The organism is Marinobacter nauticus ATCC 49840, from assembly GCF_000284615.1.
GTDB classification, from domain to species: domain Bacteria; phylum Pseudomonadota; class Gammaproteobacteria; order Pseudomonadales; family Oleiphilaceae; genus Marinobacter; species Marinobacter nauticus.
The window spans coordinates 52,251-77,258 of sequence record NC_017067.1; the positions used below are offsets into that span (position 1 = coordinate 52,251).

Consider the following 25,008-nt stretch of genomic DNA (forward strand, 5'->3'; position numbering starts at 1 on the left):
CCACCGGCACCCCGTAAGTTGGTGCAAGCTATCTCATAAACGAACAGCTGAGAAGGGGACCTATGAATAACCCGCTACTGACTGACGATCTGTTGCCGAAGTTCGGCCATATCCGTACCGAGCACATGGAAACGGCCATAGACCAGATTCTCAGCGAGAACCGGATGAAGATCCAGACGCTGGCCCAGCAGGAGGATCCCAGTTGGGAAACTCTGGCTCAGCCCATGCAGGAGCTGGAAAACAAGCTAAGCAATGCCTGGTCGGTGATCTCCCACCTGAACGGTGTCATGAACAACGATGACCTGCGCAAAGTGTACAAGAACTGCCTGGAAAAACTGACCGAATACAGCACGGAAGTCAGCCAGAACAGTGCCTTGTGTGAGGCCTATAAAAAACTGGCCGCCCGCGATGATTTCCACAATCTGAGCGAATCCCAGCGCAAGTCCATCGACAACATCCTGCGGGATTTCCGGCTCGGTGGTGTGGATCTGCCCGAGGACAAGAAAAAGCGTTACGCGGAACTGTCCCGGGAGCTGGCGGAACTGTCCAACAAGTTCAGCGATAACGTGCTGGACGCCACTCAGCACTGGTACAAACACATCACCGATGTGGACGAGCTGTCCGGTCTGCCGGAAACGGCCATTGAAGGCGCCAGGCAGGCGGCCCGGCAGAAGGAGCTGGATGGTTATGTGATTACCCTGGATTTCCCCAGTTTCTATCCGGTGATGACCTACGGCGACAACCGCAGCCTGCGCCGGGAAGTGTACGAGGCGTTTGTGACCCGGGCCTCGGATCAGGGCCCGGATGCGGCTAAGTGGGACAATACCCCGGTGATGGCTGAGATTCTCAAGCGTCGCCATGCCCTCGCCCAGTTGCTCGGATTCGACAACTACGCCGAGCGTTCGCTGGCCACCAAGATGGCCCGCAGTGTCGATGAGGTGATGGAGTTCCTGAATCAGTTGGCGGCCAAATCCAAGCCCCAGGCGGAGAAAGAGTTCGCCGAGCTGAAGGCGTTCGTGAAAGACGAATACGGCGTCGAGGATCTTCAGGCCTGGGACGTCGGCTATTACAGCGAGAAGCTGCGCCAGAAGCGTTACGACATTTCCCCGGAAACCCTGCGCCCCTGGTTCCCGGTGGACAAGGTGGTACCGGGCCTGTTCCGGGTGGCAGAGAAGCTGTTTGATGTTCAGATCGAAGCCCATCCGGAGGTGGAAACCTGGCACGCAGATGCCCAGGCCTACTGCATCAGTCGCCACGGCGAGCCGATTGCCTGGTTCTACCTGGACCTCTATGCCCGCCAGGGCAAACGTGGTGGTGCCTGGATGGCGGACTGCCGGGTGCGCTGGCGCGATCTGCGCGGCCGGTTGCAGTTGCCAGTAGCGTTCCTGACCTGCAACTTCACGCCGCCGGTGGACGGCAAGCCGTCGCTGCTGACTCACGACGAAGTCACCACCCTGTTCCACGAATTCGGCCATGGCCTGCATCACATGCTGACCCAGGTGGAGGTGATGGATGTGTCGGGTATTAACGGTGTGGCCTGGGATGCGGTGGAATTGCCCAGCCAGTTCCTGGAGAACTGGTGCTGGAATCCGGAGTCGCTGGCGCTGATTGCCAGTCACCATGAAACCGGAGAACCGCTGCCGGAAGATCTGCTGCAGAAACTGCTGGCGGCCAAGAACTTCCAGTCCGGTATGGCCATGGTGCGGCAGCTGGAGTTCTCGCTGTTCGATTTCCGTTTGCATGCGGAATTCAGCGAGCAGGCGCCGACCAATCCGCTCGACATGCACCGGACAGTGCGGGAAGAGATTGCCGTGGTTCAGGCGCCGGAGTTCAATCGTTTTCCGAATGCTTTCTCCCACATTTTCGCCGGGGGCTACGCGGCGGGCTATTACAGCTACAAGTGGGCGGAAGTGCTGGCGGCCGATGCGTTCTCGCTGTTTGAGGAGAATGGTATTTTTGATCCGGAAACCGGCAAGGCCTTCCTGCACAACATTCTGGAGAAAGGCGGCTCGCAGGAGCCCATGGAGCTGTTCAAGGCCTTCCGGGGCCGGGAGCCCGAGGTGGATGCTTTACTGAAGCAGACCGGCATTGCGGACGAAGCGGCCTGATACAAACACGCTCGGTGGTCGTACTGGCCATCGGGTGACTTATCTGGAGTTGAATTATGGCGAGTCCGAAACGCTTTATCGCCGGTGCTGTCTGTCCCCGTTGTGCGGAGATGGACAAGATCATGATGTTTACCGATGACCACGGTGAGCAGGTGCGCGAATGTGTGGCATGTGGGTTTACCGATGCCATGTCCGATCAGGAGCAGCCGGCGGCACCGGAGATCGAGACCCGGGTGAACAAGCGCGACAACAAGGACGATCACACGGTAAAACAGGTAGTGTTCTTCAAGTCCGGTTCAGAAGACTGATCCCCCGGCTTGCCTGGCCGTCTTCGGCCGGTGGCAAACCGAGGGCGTCGCCGGTGCCTCAGAGCACCATGGCGGCCAGCCAGCCGAAGGCCAGCAGTGGCAGGTTGTAGTGCAGGAACGTGGGCACCACAGTGTCCCAGATGTGGTTGTGCTGGCCATCCACATTCAGTCCAGCGGTGGGGCCGAGGGTGGAGTCTGATGCCGGAGAGCCGGCATCGCCCAGAGCACCCGCCGTGCCCACCAGGGCTACGATGGCCAGGGGGCTGAAGCCTAGTTGCAGGGCCAGTGGCACATACAGCGCTGCGATAATGGGGATGGTGGAGAATGATGACCCGATGCCCATGGTGATCAACAGGCCCACCACCAGCATCAGCAATGCTGCCAGCGCCTTGTTCTCGCCTATGGCGGCGACCGAACCTTCTACCAGAGTGGCGATTTCGCCGGTTTCCCGCATCACTTCCGCAAAGCCGTTGGCGGCAATCATGATGAAGCCGATCATGGCCAGCATTTTCATGCCTTCGGTGAACAGGTCGTCGGCTTCTTTCCATTTCACCACGCCAGAGACATTGAACAGCACGAAGCCGGCCAGGGCGCCCAGGATCATGGAGCCCAGCCAGAGTTGCACCACGAACGCTACGGCAATGGCGACCAGCGCCATCACCAGCGTTCTGGGGCTGTATTTCACATCCACACGCTCGGTCTGTTCGATACGCTTGAGGTCATAGCCGCGACCGCCCCGGTAGCTGAAGAAGACCGCAACCAGCAGGCCAAGGAGCATGCCCAGGGCCGGCAGCGCCATGGCAGACATGACGTTCAGGTTGCTGGCATCAACGCCGTTGTCGGCCACGTTGGCCAGCAGGATTTCGTTCAGATAGATGCCGCCGAAGCCTACCGGCAGGAACATGTAGGGCGTGATCAGGCCGAAGGTCAGCACGCAGGCCACCAGCCGGCGATCCATGTGCAGTTTCGCCATCACATACAGCAGTGGTGGCACCACCAGCGGGATGAAAGCGATGTGAATCGGCAGGATATTCTGGGATGACACGGCAATGGCCAGCAGCAGGCCGATGATCATGAACCGGATGCCGGTGGCAGCGCCACCTTCATCCTGCCGGCCCACCATGGCCAGGGCCTTGTCGGCCAGGGCGTGGGCCAGCCCCGATTTTCCGATGGCGACGGCAAATGCACCCAGGGTGGCATAGGACAAGGCCACGGTGGCACCACCGCCCAGGCCGGTATTGAAGGCATTGATGGTATCTTCAAGGGACATGCCTGCCACCAGGCCACCGGATATGGCGCCGATGATCAGGGCAACAACAACGTGAATGCGGCACAGGCTCAGTACGAGCATGATCAGTACCGCGGCAACTACGGCATTCATGGCAAACTCCGGATAGGAATCTAGGGAATACCGGCACCTTTTGGGCGCCGGCCGCACGAAAAGTGCGCTAATGTGCAGGAAATGGCCGCCGCAGTCAAAACGGTTGTGTAACCGTTACTCGTCCTCAACCCGCATGAAACGGGGAACCTGTTCGCCGGCCACATCGACGGTTTCCAGAAACATGGGGAGCGGGCGAACCCATAGACTATGGTCGCCGTACAGGCAGCGATAGACCACCAGCGGCTCTTCGGTTTCGCTGTGGCGGGCCACGCCGATCACGTCGTAGTCCTTGCCTTTGTAGTGCCGGTAGCGGCCGGGCTGAACCGTGTGTCTGCGTTCGGGCATGTCTTCCTCTCTGGTGGTAGCGGGGCTTTACCCCTTAATTTCGTCGGACTTGAGCGGGATATCCGTCTACACTGTTTGTGAAGCACGGTTGGTTATGGTGTTTCCCATCAGAACACAACAGTGTAGTTCAAGCACCTCGGGCCGGAAATTACAGACAAGAATGAACGGGCGCATTTCCCGCAGAACAGGCATATTCCTTACCTTGCTGCTGTGCTTGGCCTTCACTGCTGCCCATGCCGAGCCGGTATCCTTCCAATGGTTGTCGGTACCTCAGGGGGCCAGGGATGTCGAGGCGGTCCGCGCCATCGGCCCTGACCAGTGGCAGACGGTTCCCGCCGGCCAGACCCTGAACCGGGGATTCAGTGACGACGAATTCTGGTTGCAGGTACGGGTACCGGCGCAACCCGCCAACCGGGTTCTGGAAGTGGGTTATCCCCTGCTCGATGAAGTGTCGGTGTATTGGGAACTGGATGGCCGGATTATCGAATCCCATCACACCGGGGATACCCGGCCGTTCGACAGCCGGCCAATTGTGCACCGCAATTTCGTCTTTCTGGTGCCGTCCAATACCGAGCCGGTCACCGCCTGGATTCGTGTGCAGACCCAGGGCTCCGTTCAGGTTCCCGTCGCGGTCACACCGTCCGCCGAATTTCTTGCTAACGAACAGATTTCCTATGGCTGGCAGACCATGTTCCTGGGGATCGTGGTCGCCCTGGCCCTGTATAACCTGTTTCTGTTCCTGATTGTCCGCCACCAGACCTACCTCTGGTATGTGCTGACGGTTGTCTGTTCCGGTGCTGTGCAGCTCAACTTCAATGGCCTGCTGTTCCAGTGGTTCTGGCCAGACGTGCCGTGGATCAACCGTTACTTCACTGTGCCGGTGGTCAGTGCCGCGCTGATTGCGGCCATCGTTTTTACCATGAAATTCCTGTTGGTCAAGAGTTACTCGCGCTGGGGTTATCGGGTCCTCCAGACACTACTGGCGGTCAATCTGTTGGGTCTGATCTACGGTTTCGTTGGCTCTTACCAGGTGGGTATTATCTGGATAAGCAGCCTGGCTGCGTTCGCGACCCCGGTGGCCTGGCTGATTGGTATCAATGTCTGGCGCAGGGGCCAGATCCTGGGCGGCTTTTATGTACTTGCCTGGACGCCCTTGCTGCTGGGGCATCTGGTGCTGGCGGTCAGCAAGCTGGGCTGGATTCCGCGCAGTCCGTTTACCGAGCTGGCGCCCCAGGCCGGGGTGGCGGTTGAGGTGATTCTGCTGTCGTTTGCCCTGGCCTACCGGATCAACATGGAGCGCCGGCGCCGGCAACAGGCCCAGGAGCATGCCCTGGACGTTCAGCGCCAGGCCAACCTGACCCTGGAATCCCGGGTTCGGGAACGTACCGAGGAACTGGAGCAGGCAAACGAGCAGTTACGGGCCATCAGCCTGACCGACGGCCTGACTCACGTCGCCAACCGGCGCCGGTTTGATGAGAAACTGGAAACCGAGTGGAACCGGGCGTTGCGTCACGAGCATGAACTGAGCCTGATTCTGCTGGATATTGACCACTTCAAGCAGGTGAACGACCGCTTCGGTCATCTGGTGGGGGACGATTGCCTGGTGGCGCTGGCCTCGATTCTGTCCGATGAAGTCCAGCGCTCTGGGGACCTGGTGGCTCGTTACGGCGGTGAGGAGTTCGCCATTCTGCTGCCTACCACAGATGTGGCCGGCGCGCAGCAAGTGGCGGAACGGATGCGGCTGTCGGTCGCCCGAACGCCGGTCAACAGCGGCGAGCACATGTCGCCGGTCAGCCTGACTATCAGTCTCGGTGTGGCGACATTGACCCCCAACCGGCAATCCGATTGTCAGGAACTGATTCGCCGCGCCGATGAGGCGCTCTATGCCGCCAAGTCTGATGGGCGCAATCGGGTGGTGGTCTGGTACCCGAAAGCGGTTGCTCCCACCACCGGATGACCTCAGTTCTTGAGCTTGTACCGACCCGGCCCCAGGAAAATCAGCGCCAGTGCGGTGAACAGGAAGAAGCCCTGAAGTTCCAGCGCCCAGCCGCCATTGCTGCTCAGGGTCAACAGCTGATGGCCATGCACCAGGGCGATGGCGACGATCATGTTGAAGACAATGATCAGGGCGCCAATCCGGGTCTGGTATCCGAGAATCACCATCAGCGGTGCAATCACTTCCCCGATATAGACGCCGTAGGCCAGGATCGTGGGCAGGCCATGGCTGGCCAGCTGGCCTTCGATAAAGCCAATGCCATTGAGCAGTTTGGCGATGCCGTGGAACAGCAGTAACCCGCCCAGTGTCAGCCGTACAATCAGTTTTCCCAGATCGGCATTATCCAGCACGTTTGGCCTCCTCAGTGTTGTTCGGGAGGGCAAGAATACTGTTTTTCCGGAGGCAATTCAGTGACGTGTTGTTATTAAACTCAGCACGACGGCCCGAGGGCGAAGCGGATGTGGTTCCGCTCCAGCAGGTTTTCCCAGTACTGTCGCATCCAGTCCCAGGCCTGGTTATTGACCTGGTCGATGAAGGGTTCCAGGTCCAGGTCGTAATAATCCGGGGTGCCGGCAATCTGGAGTACGGTAACGGTAATGGCATCGTCCAGCTCATTGGCGAAGGGTTCACCAATGAGCTCGTGCACCAACAGGTTGGCCCGGGTGGCTTCCAGGTCAATCAGTTCGCTGGCGCGGGTAGAGCGGTTGTTATCGTGCATTTCTTCCATCAACCGGTGGCACAGGTAGGCGCGTATGAGCAGCCCGTCCAGGCCATCGTAGCGCACCAGCAGTACCGAGGGCTGGGTGAAGTAGCGGGTAGCGGCATCAATGAAGGGTTGGAACAGTTCGGTTATGCCGGCTTCCCGGGCACAGGCGTCAACACATTCCACCAGCCTGGGCGCCATTTCAATGTATTCCACCGCGAACTGGAACAGGGACGTTGCCGGTTGATAGCCATCCACCACCACCGAACCCGGCAGCCGGGCAGCTTTCTCTTTCATCTGGCGTAAGAAGGCGCCGGATCGTGCTTCCTGGCGCCTTGCCTGATCGATGATTTCAAGGACGGCCTGTGGTGTCATTTCAGGAGATGCCGAAGTCTGAACAATTTGAGGTCGCAAGGCGCCTCCCGTTCTATCAAGGAGTAACCGGAGGCAGGAAAGCAGGGGCTGGCTACCGCAACATGCCTGCCGTTTCTGACTAGTGTAGCCAAGATTTGTTGCCTTGCTGCCTGTACTGGCAAATTTAACGGTTACGGTGTGTATAGCAGGCTTCAGCGGGCATCAAACCACCGGTCCTCGCGGGTATAGCGCCAGCACAACCAGCCCATGCTTCCGGCTCGCGCCAGCATCAGCGTAATGAGCGCAAACCAGAGTCCGTGGTTGCCCCACCCGGTGGTCAGCCACCAGACCGGCAGAAACACAGCCAGCGCTGAAAACAGCATGGTGTTCTGCATTTCCCGGGTGCGGGTGGCGCCGATGAACACACCGTCAAGCAGAAAACCCCAGACCGAGGCAAATGGCAGCAGCCAGAGCCAGGGCAGGTATTGCCAGGCGGTAGTTCGCACCTCCTCCAGACCGGTCAGCAGGCTGATTAGCCAGCGGCCGCCGAGCACGAACGCAACGGTCAGCAGCAACGCACCCCAGATCGACCAGCGCAGGGCGCTCAGGAAGACCATGCGGAACCGGCGCCGGCTGTTCTGGCCAATGGCCTCACCCACCAAAGCTTCGGCAGCATTGGCGAATCCGTCCAGGGCATTGGAAATCACCAGCAAAAAGGTGATCAGCACGGCGTTGGCGGCCAGGATGATATCCCCCTGCCGGGCACCCTGAGCGGTGAAAAACGCCAGTACCAGCAGCAGGGCAATGGTGCGAACCATGATGTAACGGTTCACCTGCAGAATGGTCAGGTAGTCTGCCAACTGTCCGAACAGCGCGCGGGTCAGTCGCTGGCCTTCGGGCATCCTCCGAAGCACGATGGCAAACCCGATCAGGGCAGCACCGTATTCCGCCATCACGGTGGCCATGGCCACGCCCCGGCTGTTCCAGCCCAGTACCGTAACGAAGAACACGTCCAGCACAATGTTGATGCCGTTGGCGATGATCAGCATCACCATGGGGCCGCGGGGGAACTGGGTACCGATCAGCCAGCCCACCAGGGTGTACTGGCACAGCACCGCTGGCGCACTCCAGATCCGGATAGCCGCGTATTCTGCGGCCAGAGCGGCCACCTCAGGGCTGGGATTCATCAGCTTCAGACCGATTCGGATCAACGGTTGGTGAAACAGGATCAGTAACAGCCCGATGCCGATGGCCAGCAGGATTGAGCGTAATAGCAGCGCGACCTGAGCAAAGGCATCCCGTTTGCCCCAGGCCTGCGCCGCCAGTCCGGTGGTGCCCATGCGCATGAAACCGAAAGTCCAGTACAGGATGCTGAACAGGTTGGCGCCCACGGCAACCGCGCCCAGGTATTCCGGACTGTGCAGATGGCCGAGCACGGCGGTGTCCACCAGGCCCAGCAGGGGCACGGTGAGATTGGTCAGCATCAGTGGCCAGGCCAGTGCCCACAGGCGTCGGTCAATGATGCCGGGCGCACGCTGCTTATTCTTTATGCTTCTCAAAACTCTGCACTTATCTTATTTGGATTTAAGGATTTTTTAGTCTTTTTTTGATCTGTGTCTATACTCAATTTTGATGTATCCATAAGCAGGCTTTCACTCGGGGATTTCCGACGGTTGCGAGTGCCATCGGTAAATTTCGGAGGGATGACGCAAAATCCGACAAGAATAACACTCTGTGGAGACACAGTATGCGCGTGCATGCCAAGCGGGCAGTAGCCCTAGCCGCTGGTCTGTTGTCACCGGCTGTGGTCGTGGCCGACTGGACCATGAACATGACGCCCGGTGTAACCGGCACCAGTAATCAGATTTTCAGCCTTCACATGACCATTCTCTGGATCTGCGTCGCCATCGGTGTGGTGGTGTTCGGGGTCATGTTCTGGTCCATTTTCGCCCATCGCAAATCCCAGGGCGCCAAACCTGCCAATTTCCATGAGAACACGGTGGTCGAAATTCTCTGGACCATTATTCCCTTTGCCATTCTCGTGGCCATGGCCATTCCCGCCACGGCAACGCTGGTGGAGATGTACGACACCACCGAATCCGAAGTGGATATCAAGATTACCGGCTATCAGTGGCGCTGGCAGTATGAGTACATCAATGAAGATTTCGGTTATTTCTCCAGCCTGTCCACACCCCGGGACCAGATCGAGAACCGCCAGGCCAAGGGTGAAAACTACCTCCTGGAAGTGGACAACCCGCTGGTGATTCCAGTCGGCAAGAAAGTGCGTTTTCTGTTGACCGCCAATGATGTAATCCACTCCTGGTGGGTGCCGGAGTTTGGTGTGAAGAAAGATGCCATCCCCGGATTTATCAATGAAACCTGGACTCGGGTGGATGAGCCGGGCATTTACCGTGGCCAGTGCACCGAGCTGTGTGGCAAGGACCACGGCTTCATGCCGGTGGTGGTTGAGGCGGTGCCGGAAGAGGAATACAACGCCTGGGTGGCGGAGCAGCGCGAGGCAGCCGAGAAAGAGCGCCAGCTGACCCAGAAAGACTGGACTCTGGAAGAACTGATGGAGCGTGGTGAGAAGGCCTACGCCACAGCCTGTGCGGCCTGCCACCAGGCGGATGGCAGCGGGGCCCCCCCGGCGTTCCCCGCGCTCAAGGGTAGCCCGATTGCGACCGGGGATATGACGGCTCACATCGACATTGTGGTGAACGGCAAGTCCGGGACGGCGATGCAGGCGTTCGGCAACCAACTGAGCGAAGTGGACCTGGCCGCGGTGATTACCTATGAGCGTAATGCCTGGGGTAACAACACCGGCGATATGGTCACGCCCAAGGAAATTTTTGATTACAAGAACCAGCAGTAATCAACGCCAGATAACAACAATCACCAGCCACATCAGAAGGCGGTAACGGGGGTTTTCATGAGTGCGGTTGCAGATACCCACAGCCAGGAACATCACCACGGCCCGGCCAAAGGCATCAGCCGCTGGCTGCTGACCACAAACCATAAAGACATCGGGTCCATGTACCTGATGTTCAGTTTTGCCATGTTCCTGCTCGGCGGCAGCATGGCCATGGTCATCCGGGCCGAACTGTTCCAGCCCGGCCTGCAGATTGTGCAGCCGGAGTTCTTTAACCAGATGACCACCATGCACGGTCTGATCATGGTGTTCGGGGCGGTCATGCCGGCCTTTGTCGGATTAGCCAACTGGATGCTGCCCTTGATGATCGGCGCTCCCGACATGGCACTGCCGCGCATGAATAACTGGAGTTTCTGGCTGCTGCCCTGCGCCTTCCTGATTCTGGTCTCCACCCTGTTCATGCAGGGCGGCGCCCCCAACTTCGGCTGGACCTTCTATGCGCCGCTTTCCACCACCTATGGGCCACCCAGCACCACGTTCTTCATCTTCGCGGTGCATATCATGGGGGTGTCCTCGATCATGGGCGCCATCAATGTCATCGCCACCATTCTGAACATGCGGGCGCCGGGCATGACCCTGATGAAAATGCCCCTGTTTGTCTGGACCTGGCTGATCACCGCGTTCCTGTTGATTGCGGTCATGCCGGTGCTGGCCGGCGTGGTGACCATGATGCTGATGGACATCAACTTCGGGACCAGTTTCTTTGATGCCTCCGGTGGTGGCGATCCGGTGCTGTTCCAGCATGTGTTCTGGTTCTTCGGGCATCCGGAGGTTTACATCATGATCCTGCCGGCGTTCGGGGCCATTTCCCACATTGTTGCGGCCTTCTCCCGCAAGCCGCTGTTTGGCTATGCCTCCATGGTGTATGCGGTGGGTGCCATTGCCCTGTTGTCGTTCGTGGTCTGGGCGCACCATATGTTTACCGTGGGTATTCCACTGGCCGGGCAGTTGTTCTTCATGTACGCCACCATGCTGATTGCCGTGCCCACCGGGGTGAAGGTGTTCAACTGGGTCACCACCATGTTCCGGGGCTCCCTGAGTTTCGAGGCGCCCATGCTGTTCGCCGTGGCCTTTATCATTCTGTTCACTATCGGTGGTTTCTCCGGTCTGATGCTGGCCATCGCGCCTGCGGACTTCCAGTACCACGATACCTACTTTGTGGTCGCGCATTTCCATTATGTGCTGGTGCCCGGTGCCATCTTCGGCATCTTCGCTTCCGCCTACTTCTGGCTGCCCAAGTGGACCGGCCACATGTACGACGAAACCCTGGCCAAGACCCACTTCTGGCTGTCGTTCATCGGCATGAACCTGGCTTTCTTCCCCATGCACTTCCTGGGGCTGGCGGGCATGCCCCGGCGGATTCCGGACTACGCGCTGCAGTTTGCTGACTTCAACATGGTGTCGAGCATCGGGGCCTTTATGTTCGGCGTCAGTCAGTTGCTGTTCCTGTTCATCGTGGTGAAGTGTGTGCGAGGGGGCGAGAAGGCCACCGCCAAACCCTGGGATGGTGCCGAAGGGCTGGAATGGACGGTTCCCTCACCAGCGCCGTATCACACTTTCTCGACACCGCCGGAAGTGAAATAACCGGGAGGTCGCCATGGCAGAGCCACAACCGCAACACGGCAAACGCAGCAACGGTCGGGTGATTGCCTGGTGCATGGCCGGCGTGGTCGGTATGTTTGCCTTCGGCTTTGCCCTGGTGCCCCTGTACGACGTGTTCTGCGAAATCACCGGTATCAACGGCAAGACCGGCGGCCGGTACGAAGCGCAGGTCACCAACCAGGTGGATGCCAACCGCACCGTGACGGTCCAGTTCCTGGCCAGTAATGGTCCGGGTATGTCCTGGGAATTCCGGCCGGTGACCCGCAGCATCAAGGTGCATCCCGGTGAGCCGGTGACCGTCAATTACTACGCCGAAAATGGCAGCGACCAGGCCATGGTCGGACAGGCAGTTCCGAGCCTGTCCCCGGCTGAGGGCACCCTGTACTTCCACAAGACCGAGTGTTTCTGTTTCAACCAGCAGCCCCTGGAAGCCGGCGAAAGCACAGAAATGCCTCTGGTGTTTATCGTGGATCCGGAACTGCCGGAACACATCACCAAGCTGACACTGTCCTACACCCTTTACGACCAGAGCCAGAAGGCCGAAGTATCGGGTGCCGCCGGGGCAGCAAAAACAACCAACAATAACGGCTAAGCCATCGGAGACAGCTATGGCGGATCACCAGACCTACTACGTTCCCGAACAGAGCAAGTGGCCCATTGTCGCTACCGTTGGCCTGGGGGTCACCCTGTATGGCGCGGCAGCCATCATGGTGAACGGCAACCAGGGTGAAAGCACCACCGGTTCCTGGATCATGTTCTGGATTGGTGCCCTGATCATGGCGTACATGCTGTTCGGCTGGTTCGGCAGCGTTATCCGCGAGAGCCGCGCCGGACTATACAGCGACCAGATGGACCGATCTTTCCGCTGGGGGATGAGCTGGTTCATTTTCTCGGAAGTCATGTTTTTTGCGGCTTTCTTCGGTGCGCTCTTCTACGTTCGGATGTTCGTGGTGCCCTGGCTGGGGGGCGAGGGTGATAAAGGCAGTAGCAACATGCTGTGGGAAGGCTTTCAGGCCAGTTGGCCTCTGGTCAGCAACCCTAACCCTGAGGCCTACCCGGGCCCGAAGGAAGTGATCGGGCCCTGGGGCCTGCCGCTGATCAACACCATCCTGCTGGTAACCTCGTCGTTCACCGTGACTATTGCCCACCATGCCCTGAAAGCGGGTCACCGGGCCAAGGTGAAGCTGTGGCTGGGAGCCACCATTGCGTTGGCGGTGGTGTTCATGTTCGTACAGGGGTACGAGTACATGCACGCCTATCAGGACCTGGACCTGACCCTGCAGTCCGGCATCTATGGCAGCACGTTCTTTATGTTAACGGGTTTCCATGGGGCCCACGTGATGCTGGGTACGTTGATGCTCGCCATCATGCTGATCCGGATCATCAAAGGCCATTTCACCGCCGACAATCATTTCGGCTTTGAAGCGGCAGCCTGGTACTGGCATTTTGTGGACGTGGTCTGGCTGGGTCTGTTTGTGTTCGTGTATGTGCTCTGAGGCAGGTGAAGTCAGGGCGTCGGGTTCAGGGTGAGATCGCCGGTCCAGAGCGCGATCAGCACCACGGCCAGTAATAGCACGCTGAGCGAGACCCGCACCGCCAGTGAGTTCACCACACGGTTGGTTTTACCGCCGTCCCGAATCAGGAAAAACAGCCCGCTGAACAGGCTGATAATGACGGCGAACAGCAGTACGACAATGGCAAGTTTTAACATGAGGAATCCGGTTGTTTCAGGTCCGCAGCCTGTTGAGCATTCTGGTGCCGGGAACAACGCCCCGGTTTGTTACTTCACTATAGCAGAGCGGCGCTAAGTGGGTTTCAGCTCCCGCCGCTGGCAGTTCGACTGGCGCCTGCTGGTCTTCAGCGGTGTCTTTCTGCCTCTGCTGATCAGTCTGGGCGTCTGGCAGCTGAACCGCGCCGCGGAAAAAACCAGTCTGCTGCGGACCTGGAATTCAGAAAGCGCCGGGTGGGACTGGCAGGATGTGGCGGCTGCAGATGGATGGCAGGAGGGCCAACCGGTCACCCTGACCGGTTGGTACCGGGAGCAGACCTGGTTGCTGGACAATCGGACCCGGGACGGCCGCGCCGGTTACGAAGTCCTGACGCTTTTTGAGCCGCTCTCAGGCCCTTTGGTGGTGGTCAACCGGGGCTGGGTGCCGGCACCGGCCAGTCGTGAGCAACTACCGGAAGTGCTGACGCCTGAGCCTCTGTTCACCCTTCAGGGCCGGCTGGCGGCCTATCCGGAACCGCCGGTGCTGGGGGCGCAGGAGCCCGATACACCCGGCTGGCCGAGACGGATTCAGGCGTTGCCTGAGAGCCGTGTCCGGGCGTTGGGTAAGACGCCGGCCCCGATGATTGTTCACCTTGCCGACAGCCAGCAGCCGGGTGCATACCGGGCGGACCGGGCGCCGGATGTGATGGGCCCGCAGACGCACTACGGATACGCCGCCCAATGGTTTGCACTGGCGGTAGCACTGACTATATTGACTCTGGTGGCGAGTTATAAAAAAGACAGCGAAAGACCCAAGGCAGGAGCCGACAATGACAACGACAACGGCTGACTCTCTCTCTCATTCTGATGGCCCGAGCCCGGCTCAGGTCAGGCGGGGCCGGCGCACCGCCATGTTGCTCTTTGCGGTGGGGTTCGGCCCCATGCTGGTGGCGACGGTCATGTTTTACACCGGCTGGCTTAACCCGACCGGTCAGAGCAATCAGGGGCAGTTGGTGCAACCGCCGGTGCCGGTGGCAGAGCTGAATCTGCAAACCGCTGCGGGGAACCCCCTGCAGGCCCGCTTTGGTGTTGATGTCGCCGACCCGAAATGGCTGATGCTGGTGGCCTCGGAGCGTTGTGCGGAAGACTGCGAGCAGCTGCTGTATCTGGCTCGCCAGGTTAACGTTGCGCTTGGCAAGAACGCGCCGCGTGTTGGTCGTGCCGCCTATCTGGGCACGGTACCGGCGGATCTGGAGCGGCGCTGGTCCGATGAGTACCAGTTGATGGAGCGCCTGCAACCGGCCGCTGGCAAGACACCGGCATGGCCCGCCGGGATCAACCCGGAGCAGCAACCGAGAATCCTTCTGGTCGACCCGTTTGGCAATGTGATGATGCACTATGGCAGGGAACATACCGGCAAACAGCTGCTGAAAGATCTGAAGCACCTGCTGAAACTGTCACAGATTGGCTAACGGGAGGCCTGCGGTATGACGGCGATGTCTCCGGAGCAATCCCGGGCAATAGCAAAGAAACTGGCGTTCTGGGCTACCCTGGCCTGTTTGCTGGCAGTGGTGGTGATCATGCTTGGTGCCTGGACACGGCTGGTTCATGCCGGCCTGGGATGCCCGGACTGGCCTGGCTGTTATGGTTTTCTGACCGTGCCCCAGGATGAAACCCGCATCGCCATTGCCAATGCCCGTTTCCCGGAGACCCCGGTGGATGTCTCCAAGGGCTGGCCAGAAATGATTCATCGCTACGCCGCCGGTACCTTGGGACTACTGGTATTCGGGCTGGCCATTGCCTCGGTGCGCAACCGCAGAGCGGGGCTTCCGGTCAAACTGCCGCTGTTCATTGCCGGCTTTATCGTGTTGCAGGCCGCGTTCGGCATGTGGACGGTTACCCTCAAGCTCTGGCCCCAGGTGGTGGCCCTGCATCTGCTGGGCGGATTTACCACCCTGAGCCTGTTGTTGTTGCTGACCCTGCGGCTCCGGCGGCGGGCACGGGAAAGTGAGGCGCCGCGACCGGCGATGGCGGCATCCCTGGCAAGACTCCGACCCTGGCTGTACGGCGGTTTGCTGCTGGTCATTGCCCAGATTGCCCTGGGGGCCTGGACGGCAGCCAACTACGCCGCCGTTGCCTGTACCGATCTGCCTACCTGTCAGGGTCAGTGGTGGCCCGAGGGCATGGATTTTCAGCATGGATTTGATATCACCCAACATGTTGGTCCCAACTATCTGGGCGGCCAGCTGACCAGCGATGGCCGGGTTGCTATTCATGTCAGCCATCGCCTGGGCGCGGTTCTTGTGTTGGGTTATCTGGCCATATTGCTGGGGCTGCTGTGGCGCCAGCGAGCCCAGAGCGGTCTCGACAGGGCCATCGCTCTGGTGGGCGGTGCCCTGGTGCTCCAGTTCTGTCTGGGGCTGACCAACGTCTGGCTGCACATCCCCCTGATCGTCGCCGTTGCCCATAACGCCATGGGCGCCGGCCTGTTACTGTCGATGGTGCACCTGATCTGGCGGCATCATCAGCTGGCCCTGCCAGCACTATCCCCCGCACCTCATACAACAACCATAAACCGGGAGGTTACGGCATGAGCGAGCAAGTGAAGGCGCTGCCGATCCAGAATTCAACGCATGCGAGCCCTATTTCCTGGCGCGATTACCTGGAACTGACCAAGCCCCGGGTAGTGGCATTGATGATTCTTACCTCGGTGATCGGCATGCTGCTGGCAGCACCGGGCGTGCCCGGCTGGAGCGTGCTGCTGTTCGGCAACCTGGGTATTGCCTTGCTGGCCGGGGCGGCTGCGGTGGTGAACCACGTGGTGGATCAGAAGATTGATACCGTGATGGCCCGCACTCGCAAACGCCCGGTGGCGACTGGCCGGATTGCGCCGCTGGACGCCCTGCTGTTTGCTACCGTGCTGGCGGCCCTGGGCATGGTCGTGCTGGTGTGGCAGGTGAACGAGCTGACCGCCTGGCTGACGCTGGCCTCCCTCGTGGGTTACGCCGGTGTTTACACCCTGTTCCTGAAACGGGCGACGCCACAGAACATTGTCATCGGCGGGCTGGCCGGCGCCATGCCGCCACTGCTGGGCTGGACCGCGGTCACTGGCCAGGTGGAAGGGCACGCGCTGTTGCTGGTGCTGATTATCTTCGCCTGGACGCCACCGCATTTCTGGGCTCTGGCCATCCACCGCAAGGAGGAATACGCCAAGGCCGGTATTCCCATGCTGCCGGTGACCCACGGCAATCGCTACACCGAACTGCATATTCTGCTCTATACCCTGATGCTGCTGGCCGTCAGCCTGCTACCGTTTGTCACAGGCATGTCCGGTGGTATTTACCTGGTGGGCGCCCTGGCGCTAGGCTTGAGGTTCCTGCAATATGCTGTTCGCCTGCTGCGCGGTGACGACCGGCGGGTAGCGCTGAACACCTTCAAATATTCCATCACCTATCTGATGGCGTTGTTTGTGGTGTTGCTGGTAGATCATTTTGTCTTTGTCCCGGCCTGACTGGCCGGGGTTAAGCCTGGTTGGGAGACCCTATGGGGCGGTCGATTCGGATCACGTTGTTTGTTCTGTTGTTGCTGGTGGTGCTGGTGTTCGGCCTGACAGTGGGACGGCAGGTCTTTCTGGTGGGGGGCGAACCGGCACCGGCGCCGGATCTCAGCCAGTACAACGCCTATGTCTACGACCAGCCACGGCCCCTGGTGGAGTTCTCTCTGACCAACGAGGAAGGTGAGACGGTCACCCGGGAAGATCTCCGGGGCCGGTGGACCTTCGTGTTCGTGGGCTACACCAATTGCCCGGACATCTGCCCCGCTGCCATGGCCAATCTGCGCCGCACCGACCAGTTGCTGTCCCCGGAATTACCCCAACCGGACTATCTGCTGGTCTCGGCAGACCCGGAGCATGATACCCCGGCGAAGCTGAAGGCCTACACTGATTTCTTTGGTGAGCATTTCCACGGCCTGACCGGCGATCTGGACACCCTGCGCCAGGTCGCCAAGAGCGTGAGCGCGGTGTTTGTGCACAGGCAGGTGAATGGCGAGTTGCTGGTGGACCACAGCGGGCATTTTGCCTTGCTTAATCCGGACGGCGACGTTCAGGCGCTGATCCAGCCACCCCACAAGCCGGAACAGCTGGCCGAAGCCTTTGAGCGTATCTACCAGTGGGCCAACGCCAATCGCCAGCCAGGCTGAGGCGAAGGTCTCACTGACAAGCATTGGTTAGTCACCTACACTACCCGGTTTCCGTTGATAACCTGACGACCGGGCCTCTGCCATGACTTCTGCAAACACCCCCACCCCCAGGCAACTGTTTACGGTTCTGCTCGCCGGTAGCCTGGTTTTGCTGGTTGTCCACGGCCTTGGCCGATTCATCTACACCCCGTTGTTGCCCTACCTGGTGGCCGATAACCAGTTCAACGCGCCGGACGGAGCTGCGGTGGCCACCTGGAACTACCTCGGCTATCTGATGGGGGCAATGCTGGCCATCCGTTGGCACAGAATCGACCAGATTCGGCTGATGTTGCCTCTTTTCCTGGCGGTTCATGTGGTGACCACGCTGATCGTGACCCAGACCGACCAGCTGACGGTGATTTCTGTCACCCGCTGGCTGAACGGTGTGGCTAACGGCGTGGTATTCGTCCAGGCGCCAGCCCTGATTCTGGAATGGCTGGTAATGCGCAACCGGGCCTCTCTCAGCGGTCTGGTCTATATCGGTGTTGGTGTAGGGCTGCTGGTGTCCAGCGGCCTGGTTACCGGAACCGCCAGCCTGCTGGAGGGCGCGGAGCGCTGGTGGCCAGCTGCCCTGTTGTCGATTCCCCTAGCCTGGTGGGGTGCCATGCAGTTACGGCAACTGGAGGTACCGGTGCGCCAGCATGATGACGCCGGTAAGGCGGTGGTCAATACCCCGTTGCTGGATCGCGCCAGCATCCCGCTGTTTCTGTCCTATGCCGGGGCGGGCCTGGGTTACATCCTGCCCATGACCTTCCTGCCCCTGTTGGCAAAACTGGAACTGCCTGAGGGCCACGCCTTGCTGGACGGCACCTGGGTGATCGTCGCCCTGTTCACCATCCCGGCGCCCTGGCTGTGGAACAAACTGGGGGCCCTGATGGGAGACTTGCCCGCCCTTCGCCTGAATTTTCTGATTCAACTGGCCGGTGTGCTGGCCACCGTGGTCTGGCCTGGCGCCTGGGGCTTGGTGTTATGTGCCGCCCTGGTCGGCAGCACCTTTCTGGGCACGGTATTGCTGACCCAGCGCATCGGGCGCGCGCTGCATCCGCATCAGGGCCCGCGCCTGTCGGCAGCGATGGTGGCACTGTATGGCTTTACCCAGATGGTCGGCCCCTGGCTGACCAAACAGTGGCTGGATGCCGGCGGTACCCTGGTGTCGGCTTTCGGCATCGGGGTGGCAGCGCTGGCGTTTGGCCTGGTATTCGCGTTCTTCGTGCCCCGGCCTGAAGCCTGGCATGCCCGCTCCTGAGGCATGGTAAACTGCGGCCACATTCCGGCAAGCACCCAGTACCATGCTCCCGATTGATGGCATCCTCCCAGAACTGACCCGCACACTGGCAAAGACCACCACCGCTTTGCTCCAGGCGCCGCCCGGCGCGGGTAAAACCACCCGGGTACCGTTGGCGCTGCTGGATGCGCCCTGGCGCGATGGCCGCAAAATCCTGATGCTCGAACCCCGCCGACTGGCGGCCCGGTCGGCAGCGCGGTATATGGCCCGGCAACTGGGAGAGGCGCCCGGGCAGACGGTGGGCTATCGCACCCGACTGGATACCAGGGTCTCCGGCACCACCCGGATCGAAGTAGTGACCGAGGGTATACTCACCCGCCTGATCCAGACCGACCCCATGCTGGAAGACTATGCCGCTGTTCTGTTTGACGAATTCCATGAACGTTCCCTGCAGGCCGATCTGGGGCTGGCACTGGTGCGTGAGAGCCAGCAGGCCCTGCGAGAAGACCTGCGCCTTCTGGTGATGTCCGCGACACTGGATACCGCGCCCATTGCCAAGATGCTGGGGGACGTGCCGGTGATTTCCAGTGAAGGCCGGGCGTTTCCGGTGGATGTCCTTTATCGGCCCCTGTCCCGCAGTGCCCGGATGGTGGATCACGTAACGGCGGTGGTGCTGGAGGTCCTGGGAGACCAGGCTGGCTCGGTGCTGGTGTTCCTGCCCGGGGCCGGTGAAATTCGCCGGGTGGCGCAACAGCTGGCGGGACAACTACCGGAAAACGTGGTGTTGGCACCCTTGTATGGCAACCTCAAGTCTGAAGAACAGGATCGGGCCATTGCGCCACCCCCGGACGGTTCTCGCAAGGTGGTGCTGGCGACCGCCATTGCTGAGACCAGCCTCACCATTGAAGGTGTTCGGGTAGTGGTTGATGCCGGCCAGCAGCGCCGGGCCGTGTTTGATCCCAACAGTGGCATGACCCGCCTGATCACCGGCCGGGTGTCCAAAGCCTCTGCCGAGCAGCGTAAAGGCCGGGCCGGACGGGTCGAACCGGGGGTGTGCTACCGGTTATGGAGCGAGTCGGAGCAGTTTGGGCTGGCTGAGTTCACGCCAGCGGAGATTCAGGAGGCGGACCTGGCGCCGCTGGTACTGGAGCTGGCCCAGTGGGGGGCTCGTTCACCGGATCAGGTGGCCTGGATTGATGCGCCGCCACAAGCCCACTGGCAGCAGGCGGTGGATTTATTGCAGTGGCTGGATTTGCTGGATGCTGACGGTGCTATTACCGATCACGGCAAGGCCGCCCGGGATCTGGGGATGCACCCTCGTCTGGCCCATATGGTTCTCCGGGGCAGGGCCCTGGGATTTGGCCAGCTGGCGGCGGAACTGGCGGCATTGCTGGAAGAGCGTGATTTGCTGGGGCCAGGCTCCGGTGCGGATTTGCACGAACGGATCCGGGTGGTACGGGGACAACGGCCACCCCGTGGTCTGGATACGGCCCGGTTACAGGCGGTACGGCAGGCGGCGAAACGGTTGTGCCGGGAGCCGGGGTCACGGAGCGAACCCGTTGCTACCGAGGTGGGCCGGGTGTTAGCCCAGGCTTATCCGGACCGCATTGCTCGCCGCCGTTCGGGCGAGGCGCCGCGCTACCAGCTCAGTAATGGCAAGGGGGCGAGCCTGAGGGACGATGATCCGCTGGCCCGGGAGGACTGGCTGGTGGCTGCGGACCTGGACGGTAAGGCCCGTGAGGCGACGATTTATCTGGCGGCGCCAGTGGATCTGGGGGATCTGGAGCAGGACCTGGCTGCGCACATACAAGAACGGGAAGAAGCCCTCTGGGACGACAAACGGGGCACGGTGGTGGCGCGTCACATACGCATGCTTGGCGCCCTGATACTGGCGGAAAGGCCGTTGCAAGCGGTGGACCCCGAACTGATCCAGCAGGGTTTGCTGGATGCCGTCCGTCGCAAAGGACTGGATCGGCTGCCCTGGAACGAGGCCGCCCGCCAGTGGCAGGCCCGGGTGCAGTTACTGGCCACACAGTTCCCCGGTCACTGGCCGGATGTGACGGATGCTGCCCTGCTCGCCGGTGTGGAAAGCTGGTTGGCGCCGTTTATGGCCGGCATGCAGCGGTGGTCGGATCTGGCCCGGATTGATCTGACATCCGCTCTGAACAGCCTGCTCGCTTATCCACAGCAACAAGAACTGGATGAACTGGCTCCGAAAGCTCTGGCCATCCCCACCGGCCAGAAGGTGACGCTGGATTACACTGCCGACAATGGCCCGGTGCTGGCTGCCAAGCTGCAGGCCCTGTTTGGCTGGACTGAAACACCGACGGTGGCGGGCGGCCGGGTGCCCGTGGTAACCCACCTCCTGTCCCCGGCTCAGCGCCCGCTGGCGGTCACGGCAGATCTCGCCAGCTTCTGGCAGAACGCCTATCCACAGGTACGAAAAGAACTCCGGGGCCGCTACCCGAAACACCCCTGGCCGGAAGATCCACTCACGGCCCAGGCTCAGCAGGGAACGAAAAAACGCCCTGCTCGCTGATTCGTCCACTGATCAGCTGCACCGGAACAGGCTCAAAAAAAAGGTTGCGAACGGTAATGTGTTGGCCGGCCGGTGCACCGAGCTGGTTTGTCGCCATTTCTTCCAGTGTGACTTCATTATGTGAAGCCGTGCTGTCCTTGAAACTGTCTGCCAATACCCAGAATGGTTTTGCTTCGGCCCTGGCCAGCAAGGCAAGCGGATAACTGCCCGCCTTGTTGAGAAAGTGGCCATCGGCCAGCCAGGTGTCACAGCCGCACAGCACCACGTCCGCCTTCGGAACGAACAGCCCCATCTGGGCATCGGTGATCACCGTCACTGGCACGCCCAGTTCATCCAGTTCACGGGCCAGGGTAAAGCCCTCGTTACCGGGACTACCCTGTGTACAGATTACCGAGAAGTTGCGGCCCTGCTTTACCAGTAAACGGAACACTGCCAGTACCTGGGAGCTACGGCTGTGAGTGAAAATTCTGGCCCGCTCCGGAATCCGTGTCGTGGCGATTTCCGCCACACGATGGTTGGCGGAGGCAATCTGCTCCAGAACCGAGTCCACCACGGGCAGCGCCTGTTCAGCCGCAGAAGCACCGTCCTGGCTGCCTATTAGGCTCTGACGCACCCGTTCCATGGCATTGGCCAGCGGCACCATGCTGGGACGGGCTCCGGCAAGATCGTTAAGCAGTTTTTTGAGAGTATCCGGGGATACTTCACCCGCGGCCAGCCATTGGCGCAACAGCGTCAGTGCTCTGGTTGCCAGCTGGGCGGCACCGGATTGGTTATCGGTACGTACGGTTTCGACAATCTTGCGGGCCGGGAAATCGGGTTCGGGGGTGCCCATGGCTGGCTCCGGTTAGTCAGCGAGTAATAACCGGAGCTTAGCAGCCCGTGGCCGTTACCGGATGATGGACCGGCTCTTTTCCAGATACACCGCGCCTTGCTCTTTCACGGTATCCGGGGCCGCGTGCTCGGAAGCCTTGTGCACTTTCTCCAGCCGCTCGGCAATGTCCTCCAGCTCATGGTCCAGTTTGCCCAGGGCATTTTCCAGAGTGTAGGTGAGCTGATGGACTTCGCTCATGGCCTCTGGTGTCAGATCACCGGCCAACACCTGCTCAAGCCGGTTGTTGTACTCGGAGAAATTGGCCACCGCCTGTTCCAGGGTTTTCGAGGGTTCGCCTTTGTAGTGATCGTACTCATCATCGGCGAAGGCCGGAAGGGTGAACAGCAGGGTGGCAGCGGCCAGCATCAGGTGTTTTGTCATGGTCAGTTCCTCATTAGTGATAACTAATGCGAATTATTGTCAGTATCATTAACTGTGACCATGAGATCGGTCAATTTACGCATAAAATAACCCTTGCCAGGGTTCCAAAGCTGGATAAAATGCAGCCAATTTTCACTCTGTGCGGCTGTCACCATGCACCTTGTCTCATTCAACGTGTTCCGTACCCTTGGCTTTCCCGACACCACTGTACTGAAGCCCGAGCATTTCCTTCGCCACAAGCCGCTGTTGCAGGAGGCGGACTGGGTACTGTTCCCGGAATACTGGCAGATCAACGCCCTGGTGCATGGCTTGAAGTGCCGGGTGTTCCCCAGTATCGCCAGTTATCGCATTGGTCACGACAAAGTGGAAATGACCCGCGCCTTTCAGACCGTGGCGCCGGAACACACACCCTGGACCTTGATTGAAGCCAATGGTCCACAGGAACGTGACATGCTGTGGGACACCATGGCCCTGCCTTTCGTGGCCAAACTACCCAAGGCCAGCATGGGCGAAGGTGTGTGGTTGATCGAGTCCCGAGCCGACTGGCTGAAGTATTGTGATCGCACAGACGTGCTCTACGTGCAGGAGTACCTGCCGATCGATCGGGATGTGCGGGTAGTCGTGGTGGGTGATCAAGTGGTGACCGCCTACTGGCGTACCCAGTCGGAGCAGGGGTTCTACAACAACGTGGCCAGGGGTGGCCAGATTGTGGCTGGTGATGTGCCGACGGCGGCTACCGATCTGGCCCTGCGCCTGGCCCGGGAACTGGAAGTAGACCATGCCGGCTTTGATATCGCCCTGGTGGAAGGCTATCCCTATGTGCTGGAATTCAACCGCCTGTTCGGCAATCAGGGCCTGGGTCAGGGCAGTGATCTGAAAGACGCCATCTTGGATTATCTGCAGCGCCAGAGTCGGCCCCAGGACCCGGATGGTCCCACCGAACCAACGCCGCTGTGGCCAGTAGCGGTGTGACACAGAATACTGTGCCATAGGTCCGGTTTCGGTCACCGGATTTATGGGTATAACTGCGCATTTGCGGTGATTGGAAAAAGGCCCGATGATCGCGCCATTCACGGGTAATACAGCCAGTCTGTGCTACCCTTTTTTTATGCCCGTTTACCCTGTGGAGGGACACACCACCCATGATCCAGACGCCTAACGCCGATATCGCCGACTACTACAGTGCCGAGACTTTCAAGCGGATCAAGGACTTTGCCGACGGCAAGGAAACCCCGTTTGTGGTGATCGACACCCAGACCATTGACCGTCAGTACGAAGAGCTGGTGGAAGGGTTTCCTTACGCCAAGGTCTATTATGCGGTGAAGGCCAACCCAGCCCCGCAGATTCTGACCATGCTGCGGGACAAAGGTGCGAATTTTGATATCGCTTCGGTGTATGAACTGGACAAGGTGATGGCCCTCGGTGTGACCGGCGACCGCATCAGTTACGGCAACACCATCAAGAAGGCGAAAGACATTCGCACCTTTTACGAAAAGGGTGTGCGCCTGTATGCCACGGATTCCGAGGCAGACCTGCGCAACATTGCCAAGGCTGCCCCGGGCTCAAAAGTGTATGTGCGTATTCTGACTGAAGGCACCCTGACCGCCGACTGGCCTTTGTCCCGCAAGTTTGGCTGCCAGACCGATATGGCCATGGATTTGCTGATACTGGCTCGTGATCTGGGCCTGGTACCTTATGGTGTGTCGTTTCACGTAGGTTCCCAGCAGCGCGAAATCGGTGCCTGGGACGCTGCCCTGAACAAGGTGAAGGTGATTTTCGAGCGCCTTAAGGAAGAAGACGGCATTGAGCTGAAGATGATCAACATGGGCGGTGGTTTCCCGGCCAACTACATTACCCGAACCAATGAACTGGGGGTGTACGCGGAGGAGATTGCCCGTTTCCTGCACGAGAATTTTGGTGACGACCTGCCCGAGATCATCATCGAGCCGGGGCGATCGCTGATTTCCAATGCCGGTGTGTTGGTGAGTGAGGTGGTGTTGATTTCACGGAAATCCCGCACTGCCCTGCACCGCTGGGTGTTCACCGATGTCGGCAAGTTTTCCGGCCTGATCGAGACCCTGGATGAGTCCATCAAGTTTCCGATCTGGACCGAGAAAAGCGGTGAAGGTGAGGATTGTGTGATCGCCGGACCGACCTGTGACAGTGCCGATATCATGTACGAGCATCACAAGTACCCGCTGCCGCTGAATCTGGCGATCGGAGACCGGATGTACTGGCTGTCGACCGGGGCCTATACCACCACCTACAGTGCCATTGAATTCAACGGCTTTCCTCCGTTGAAGGATTACTACATCTGAC

24 protein-coding genes are annotated in these 25,008 nt (G+C 60.0%); 16 read left to right on the forward strand and 8 right to left on the reverse strand.

The window, feature by feature from the left end:
* The first annotated feature begins 62 nt into the window (after nucleotides 1-62).
* Both prlC and MARHY_RS00205 read left to right on the forward strand, forming a co-directional pair.
* Entirely contained in the window at nucleotides 63-2,108 is a 2,046-nt protein-coding gene (gene prlC, locus MARHY_RS00200; protein WP_014420032.1) for an oligopeptidase A, read from the forward strand.
* A 56-nt stretch (nucleotides 2,109-2,164) separates the two neighbouring features.
* Nucleotides 2,165-2,416 carry a YheV family putative zinc ribbon protein gene (locus MARHY_RS00205; RefSeq protein WP_011783635.1) on the forward strand — a complete coding sequence of 84 codons (252 nt, stop codon included), beginning with the start codon at nucleotides 2,165-2,167 and terminating at the stop codon, nucleotides 2,414-2,416.
* Between the two features lie 58 nt (nucleotides 2,417-2,474).
* On the opposite strand, the gene MARHY_RS00210 is transcribed toward MARHY_RS00205, so the two are convergent.
* Nucleotides 2,475-3,797: a Na+/H+ antiporter family protein gene (locus MARHY_RS00210; protein ID WP_023008112.1), complete on the reverse strand. Its 1,323-nt coding sequence runs from the start codon at nucleotides 3,795-3,797 to the stop codon at nucleotides 2,475-2,477.
* Nucleotides 3,798-3,911: 114 nt separating this feature from the next.
* On the reverse strand, nucleotides 3,912-4,142 hold the full coding sequence (locus tag MARHY_RS00215) for a DUF1653 domain-containing protein (protein ID WP_011783637.1): 231 nt from the start codon (nucleotides 4,140-4,142) through the stop codon (nucleotides 3,912-3,914).
* A gap of 160 nt (nucleotides 4,143-4,302) precedes the next feature.
* On the opposite strand from MARHY_RS00215, the gene MARHY_RS00220 reads away from it, so the two are divergent.
* Entirely contained in the window at nucleotides 4,303-6,099 is a 1,797-nt protein-coding gene (locus MARHY_RS00220; RefSeq protein ID WP_226374368.1) for a sensor domain-containing diguanylate cyclase, read from the forward strand.
* A gap of 2 nt (nucleotides 6,100-6,101) precedes the next feature.
* Here MARHY_RS00220 and MARHY_RS00225 read toward each other — a convergent pair whose 3' ends face one another.
* The 3 genes from MARHY_RS00225 to MARHY_RS00235 form a co-directional block, all read right to left on the reverse strand.
* On the reverse strand, nucleotides 6,102-6,488 hold the full coding sequence (locus tag MARHY_RS00225; protein WP_014420036.1) for a DoxX family protein: 387 nt from the start codon (nucleotides 6,486-6,488) through the stop codon (nucleotides 6,102-6,104).
* Between the two features lie 80 nt (nucleotides 6,489-6,568).
* Nucleotides 6,569-7,216 carry a hypothetical protein gene (locus tag MARHY_RS00230; RefSeq protein WP_031211724.1) on the reverse strand — a complete coding sequence of 216 codons (648 nt, stop codon included), beginning with the start codon at nucleotides 7,214-7,216 and terminating at the stop codon, nucleotides 6,569-6,571.
* Nucleotides 7,217-7,407: 191 nt separating this feature from the next.
* A complete protein-coding gene (locus tag MARHY_RS00235; RefSeq protein ID WP_014420038.1) occupies nucleotides 7,408-8,754 on the reverse strand; it encodes an MATE family efflux transporter in 1,347 nt (448 codons plus the stop codon).
* Nucleotides 8,755-8,942: 188 nt separating this feature from the next.
* Between MARHY_RS00235 and coxB the strand changes: the two genes are divergently transcribed.
* From coxB to MARHY_RS00255, 4 genes are read left to right on the forward strand one after another with little or no spacing between them, the layout of a single operon-like run.
* Nucleotides 8,943-10,067, forward strand: a complete 1,125-nt coding sequence (gene coxB, locus MARHY_RS00240) for a cytochrome c oxidase subunit II (RefSeq protein ID WP_014420040.1) — start codon at nucleotides 8,943-8,945, stop codon at nucleotides 10,065-10,067.
* Between the two features lie 57 nt (nucleotides 10,068-10,124).
* On the forward strand, nucleotides 10,125-11,708 hold the full coding sequence (gene ctaD, locus MARHY_RS00245) for a cytochrome c oxidase subunit I (protein WP_014420041.1): 1,584 nt from the start codon (nucleotides 10,125-10,127) through the stop codon (nucleotides 11,706-11,708).
* A 13-nt stretch (nucleotides 11,709-11,721) separates the two neighbouring features.
* The gene (locus MARHY_RS00250; protein WP_041654405.1) at nucleotides 11,722-12,318 is read left to right on the forward strand and encodes a cytochrome c oxidase assembly protein; all 597 of its coding nucleotides are present in this window, start codon (nucleotides 11,722-11,724) and stop codon (nucleotides 12,316-12,318) included.
* Between the two features lie 16 nt (nucleotides 12,319-12,334).
* On the forward strand, nucleotides 12,335-13,222 hold the full coding sequence (locus MARHY_RS00255; protein WP_014420043.1) for a cytochrome c oxidase subunit 3: 888 nt from the start codon (nucleotides 12,335-12,337) through the stop codon (nucleotides 13,220-13,222).
* Between the two features lie 11 nt (nucleotides 13,223-13,233).
* Here MARHY_RS00255 and MARHY_RS00260 read toward each other — a convergent pair whose 3' ends face one another.
* On the reverse strand, nucleotides 13,234-13,437 hold the full coding sequence (locus tag MARHY_RS00260; RefSeq protein ID WP_011783646.1) for a twin transmembrane helix small protein: 204 nt from the start codon (nucleotides 13,435-13,437) through the stop codon (nucleotides 13,234-13,236).
* Nucleotides 13,438-13,534: 97 nt separating this feature from the next.
* Here MARHY_RS00260 and MARHY_RS00265 point away from each other — a divergent pair, with 97 nt between their 5' ends.
* The 7 genes from MARHY_RS00265 (at nucleotide 13,535) to hrpB (ending at nucleotide 21,437) form a co-directional block, all read left to right on the forward strand.
* Nucleotides 13,535-14,284 (forward strand): SURF1 family protein, encoded by a 750-nt coding sequence (locus tag MARHY_RS00265; protein ID WP_011783647.1) that lies wholly within the window; start codon nucleotides 13,535-13,537, stop codon nucleotides 14,282-14,284.
* The gene (locus MARHY_RS00270; RefSeq protein ID WP_011783648.1) at nucleotides 14,265-14,906 is read left to right on the forward strand and encodes a redox-active disulfide-containing membrane protein; all 642 of its coding nucleotides are present in this window, start codon (nucleotides 14,265-14,267) and stop codon (nucleotides 14,904-14,906) included. The genes MARHY_RS00265 and MARHY_RS00270 overlap by 20 nt, the downstream gene beginning before the upstream one ends.
* 15 nt (nucleotides 14,907-14,921) lie before the next feature.
* Nucleotides 14,922-16,028 (forward strand): COX15/CtaA family protein, encoded by a 1,107-nt coding sequence (locus MARHY_RS00275; protein ID WP_014420046.1) that lies wholly within the window; start codon nucleotides 14,922-14,924, stop codon nucleotides 16,026-16,028.
* Complete coding sequence (gene cyoE / locus MARHY_RS00280) at nucleotides 16,025-16,945, forward strand: heme o synthase (RefSeq protein WP_014420047.1); 921 nt, start codon at nucleotides 16,025-16,027, stop codon at nucleotides 16,943-16,945. Before MARHY_RS00275 ends, cyoE begins: the two co-directional genes overlap by 4 nt.
* Nucleotides 16,946-16,977: 32 nt before the next feature.
* The gene (locus MARHY_RS00285) at nucleotides 16,978-17,634 is read left to right on the forward strand and encodes an SCO family protein (RefSeq protein ID WP_011783651.1); all 657 of its coding nucleotides are present in this window, start codon (nucleotides 16,978-16,980) and stop codon (nucleotides 17,632-17,634) included.
* 82 nt (nucleotides 17,635-17,716) lie between these two features.
* Nucleotides 17,717-18,919 (forward strand): YbfB/YjiJ family MFS transporter, encoded by a 1,203-nt coding sequence (locus MARHY_RS00290; RefSeq protein ID WP_014420049.1) that lies wholly within the window; start codon nucleotides 17,717-17,719, stop codon nucleotides 18,917-18,919.
* 43 nt (nucleotides 18,920-18,962) lie between these two features.
* On the forward strand, nucleotides 18,963-21,437 hold the full coding sequence (gene hrpB, locus MARHY_RS00295) for an ATP-dependent helicase HrpB (protein ID WP_014420050.1): 2,475 nt from the start codon (nucleotides 18,963-18,965) through the stop codon (nucleotides 21,435-21,437).
* Here hrpB and MARHY_RS00300 read toward each other — a convergent pair.
* Nucleotides 21,391-22,269, reverse strand: a complete 879-nt coding sequence (locus MARHY_RS00300; RefSeq protein ID WP_014420051.1) for an eIF2B alpha/beta/delta subunit family protein — start codon at nucleotides 22,267-22,269, stop codon at nucleotides 21,391-21,393. The genes hrpB and MARHY_RS00300 overlap by 47 nt on opposite strands.
* Nucleotides 22,270-22,323: 54 nt before the next feature.
* On the reverse strand, nucleotides 22,324-22,689 hold the full coding sequence (locus MARHY_RS00305; RefSeq protein WP_011783655.1) for a DUF6746 family protein: 366 nt from the start codon (nucleotides 22,687-22,689) through the stop codon (nucleotides 22,324-22,326).
* A gap of 153 nt (nucleotides 22,690-22,842) precedes the next feature.
* Here MARHY_RS00305 and MARHY_RS00310 point away from each other — a divergent pair, with 153 nt between their 5' ends.
* The gene (locus MARHY_RS00310; RefSeq protein ID WP_041654406.1) at nucleotides 22,843-23,661 is read left to right on the forward strand and encodes an ATP-grasp domain-containing protein; all 819 of its coding nucleotides are present in this window, start codon (nucleotides 22,843-22,845) and stop codon (nucleotides 23,659-23,661) included.
* Nucleotides 23,662-23,831: 170 nt separating this feature from the next.
* Nucleotides 23,832-25,007, forward strand: coding sequence for a type III PLP-dependent enzyme (locus MARHY_RS00315; RefSeq protein ID WP_014420053.1), 1,176 nt, complete (start codon nucleotides 23,832-23,834; stop codon nucleotides 25,005-25,007).
* The last annotated feature ends 1 nt before the right edge of the window (nucleotide 25,008 follow it).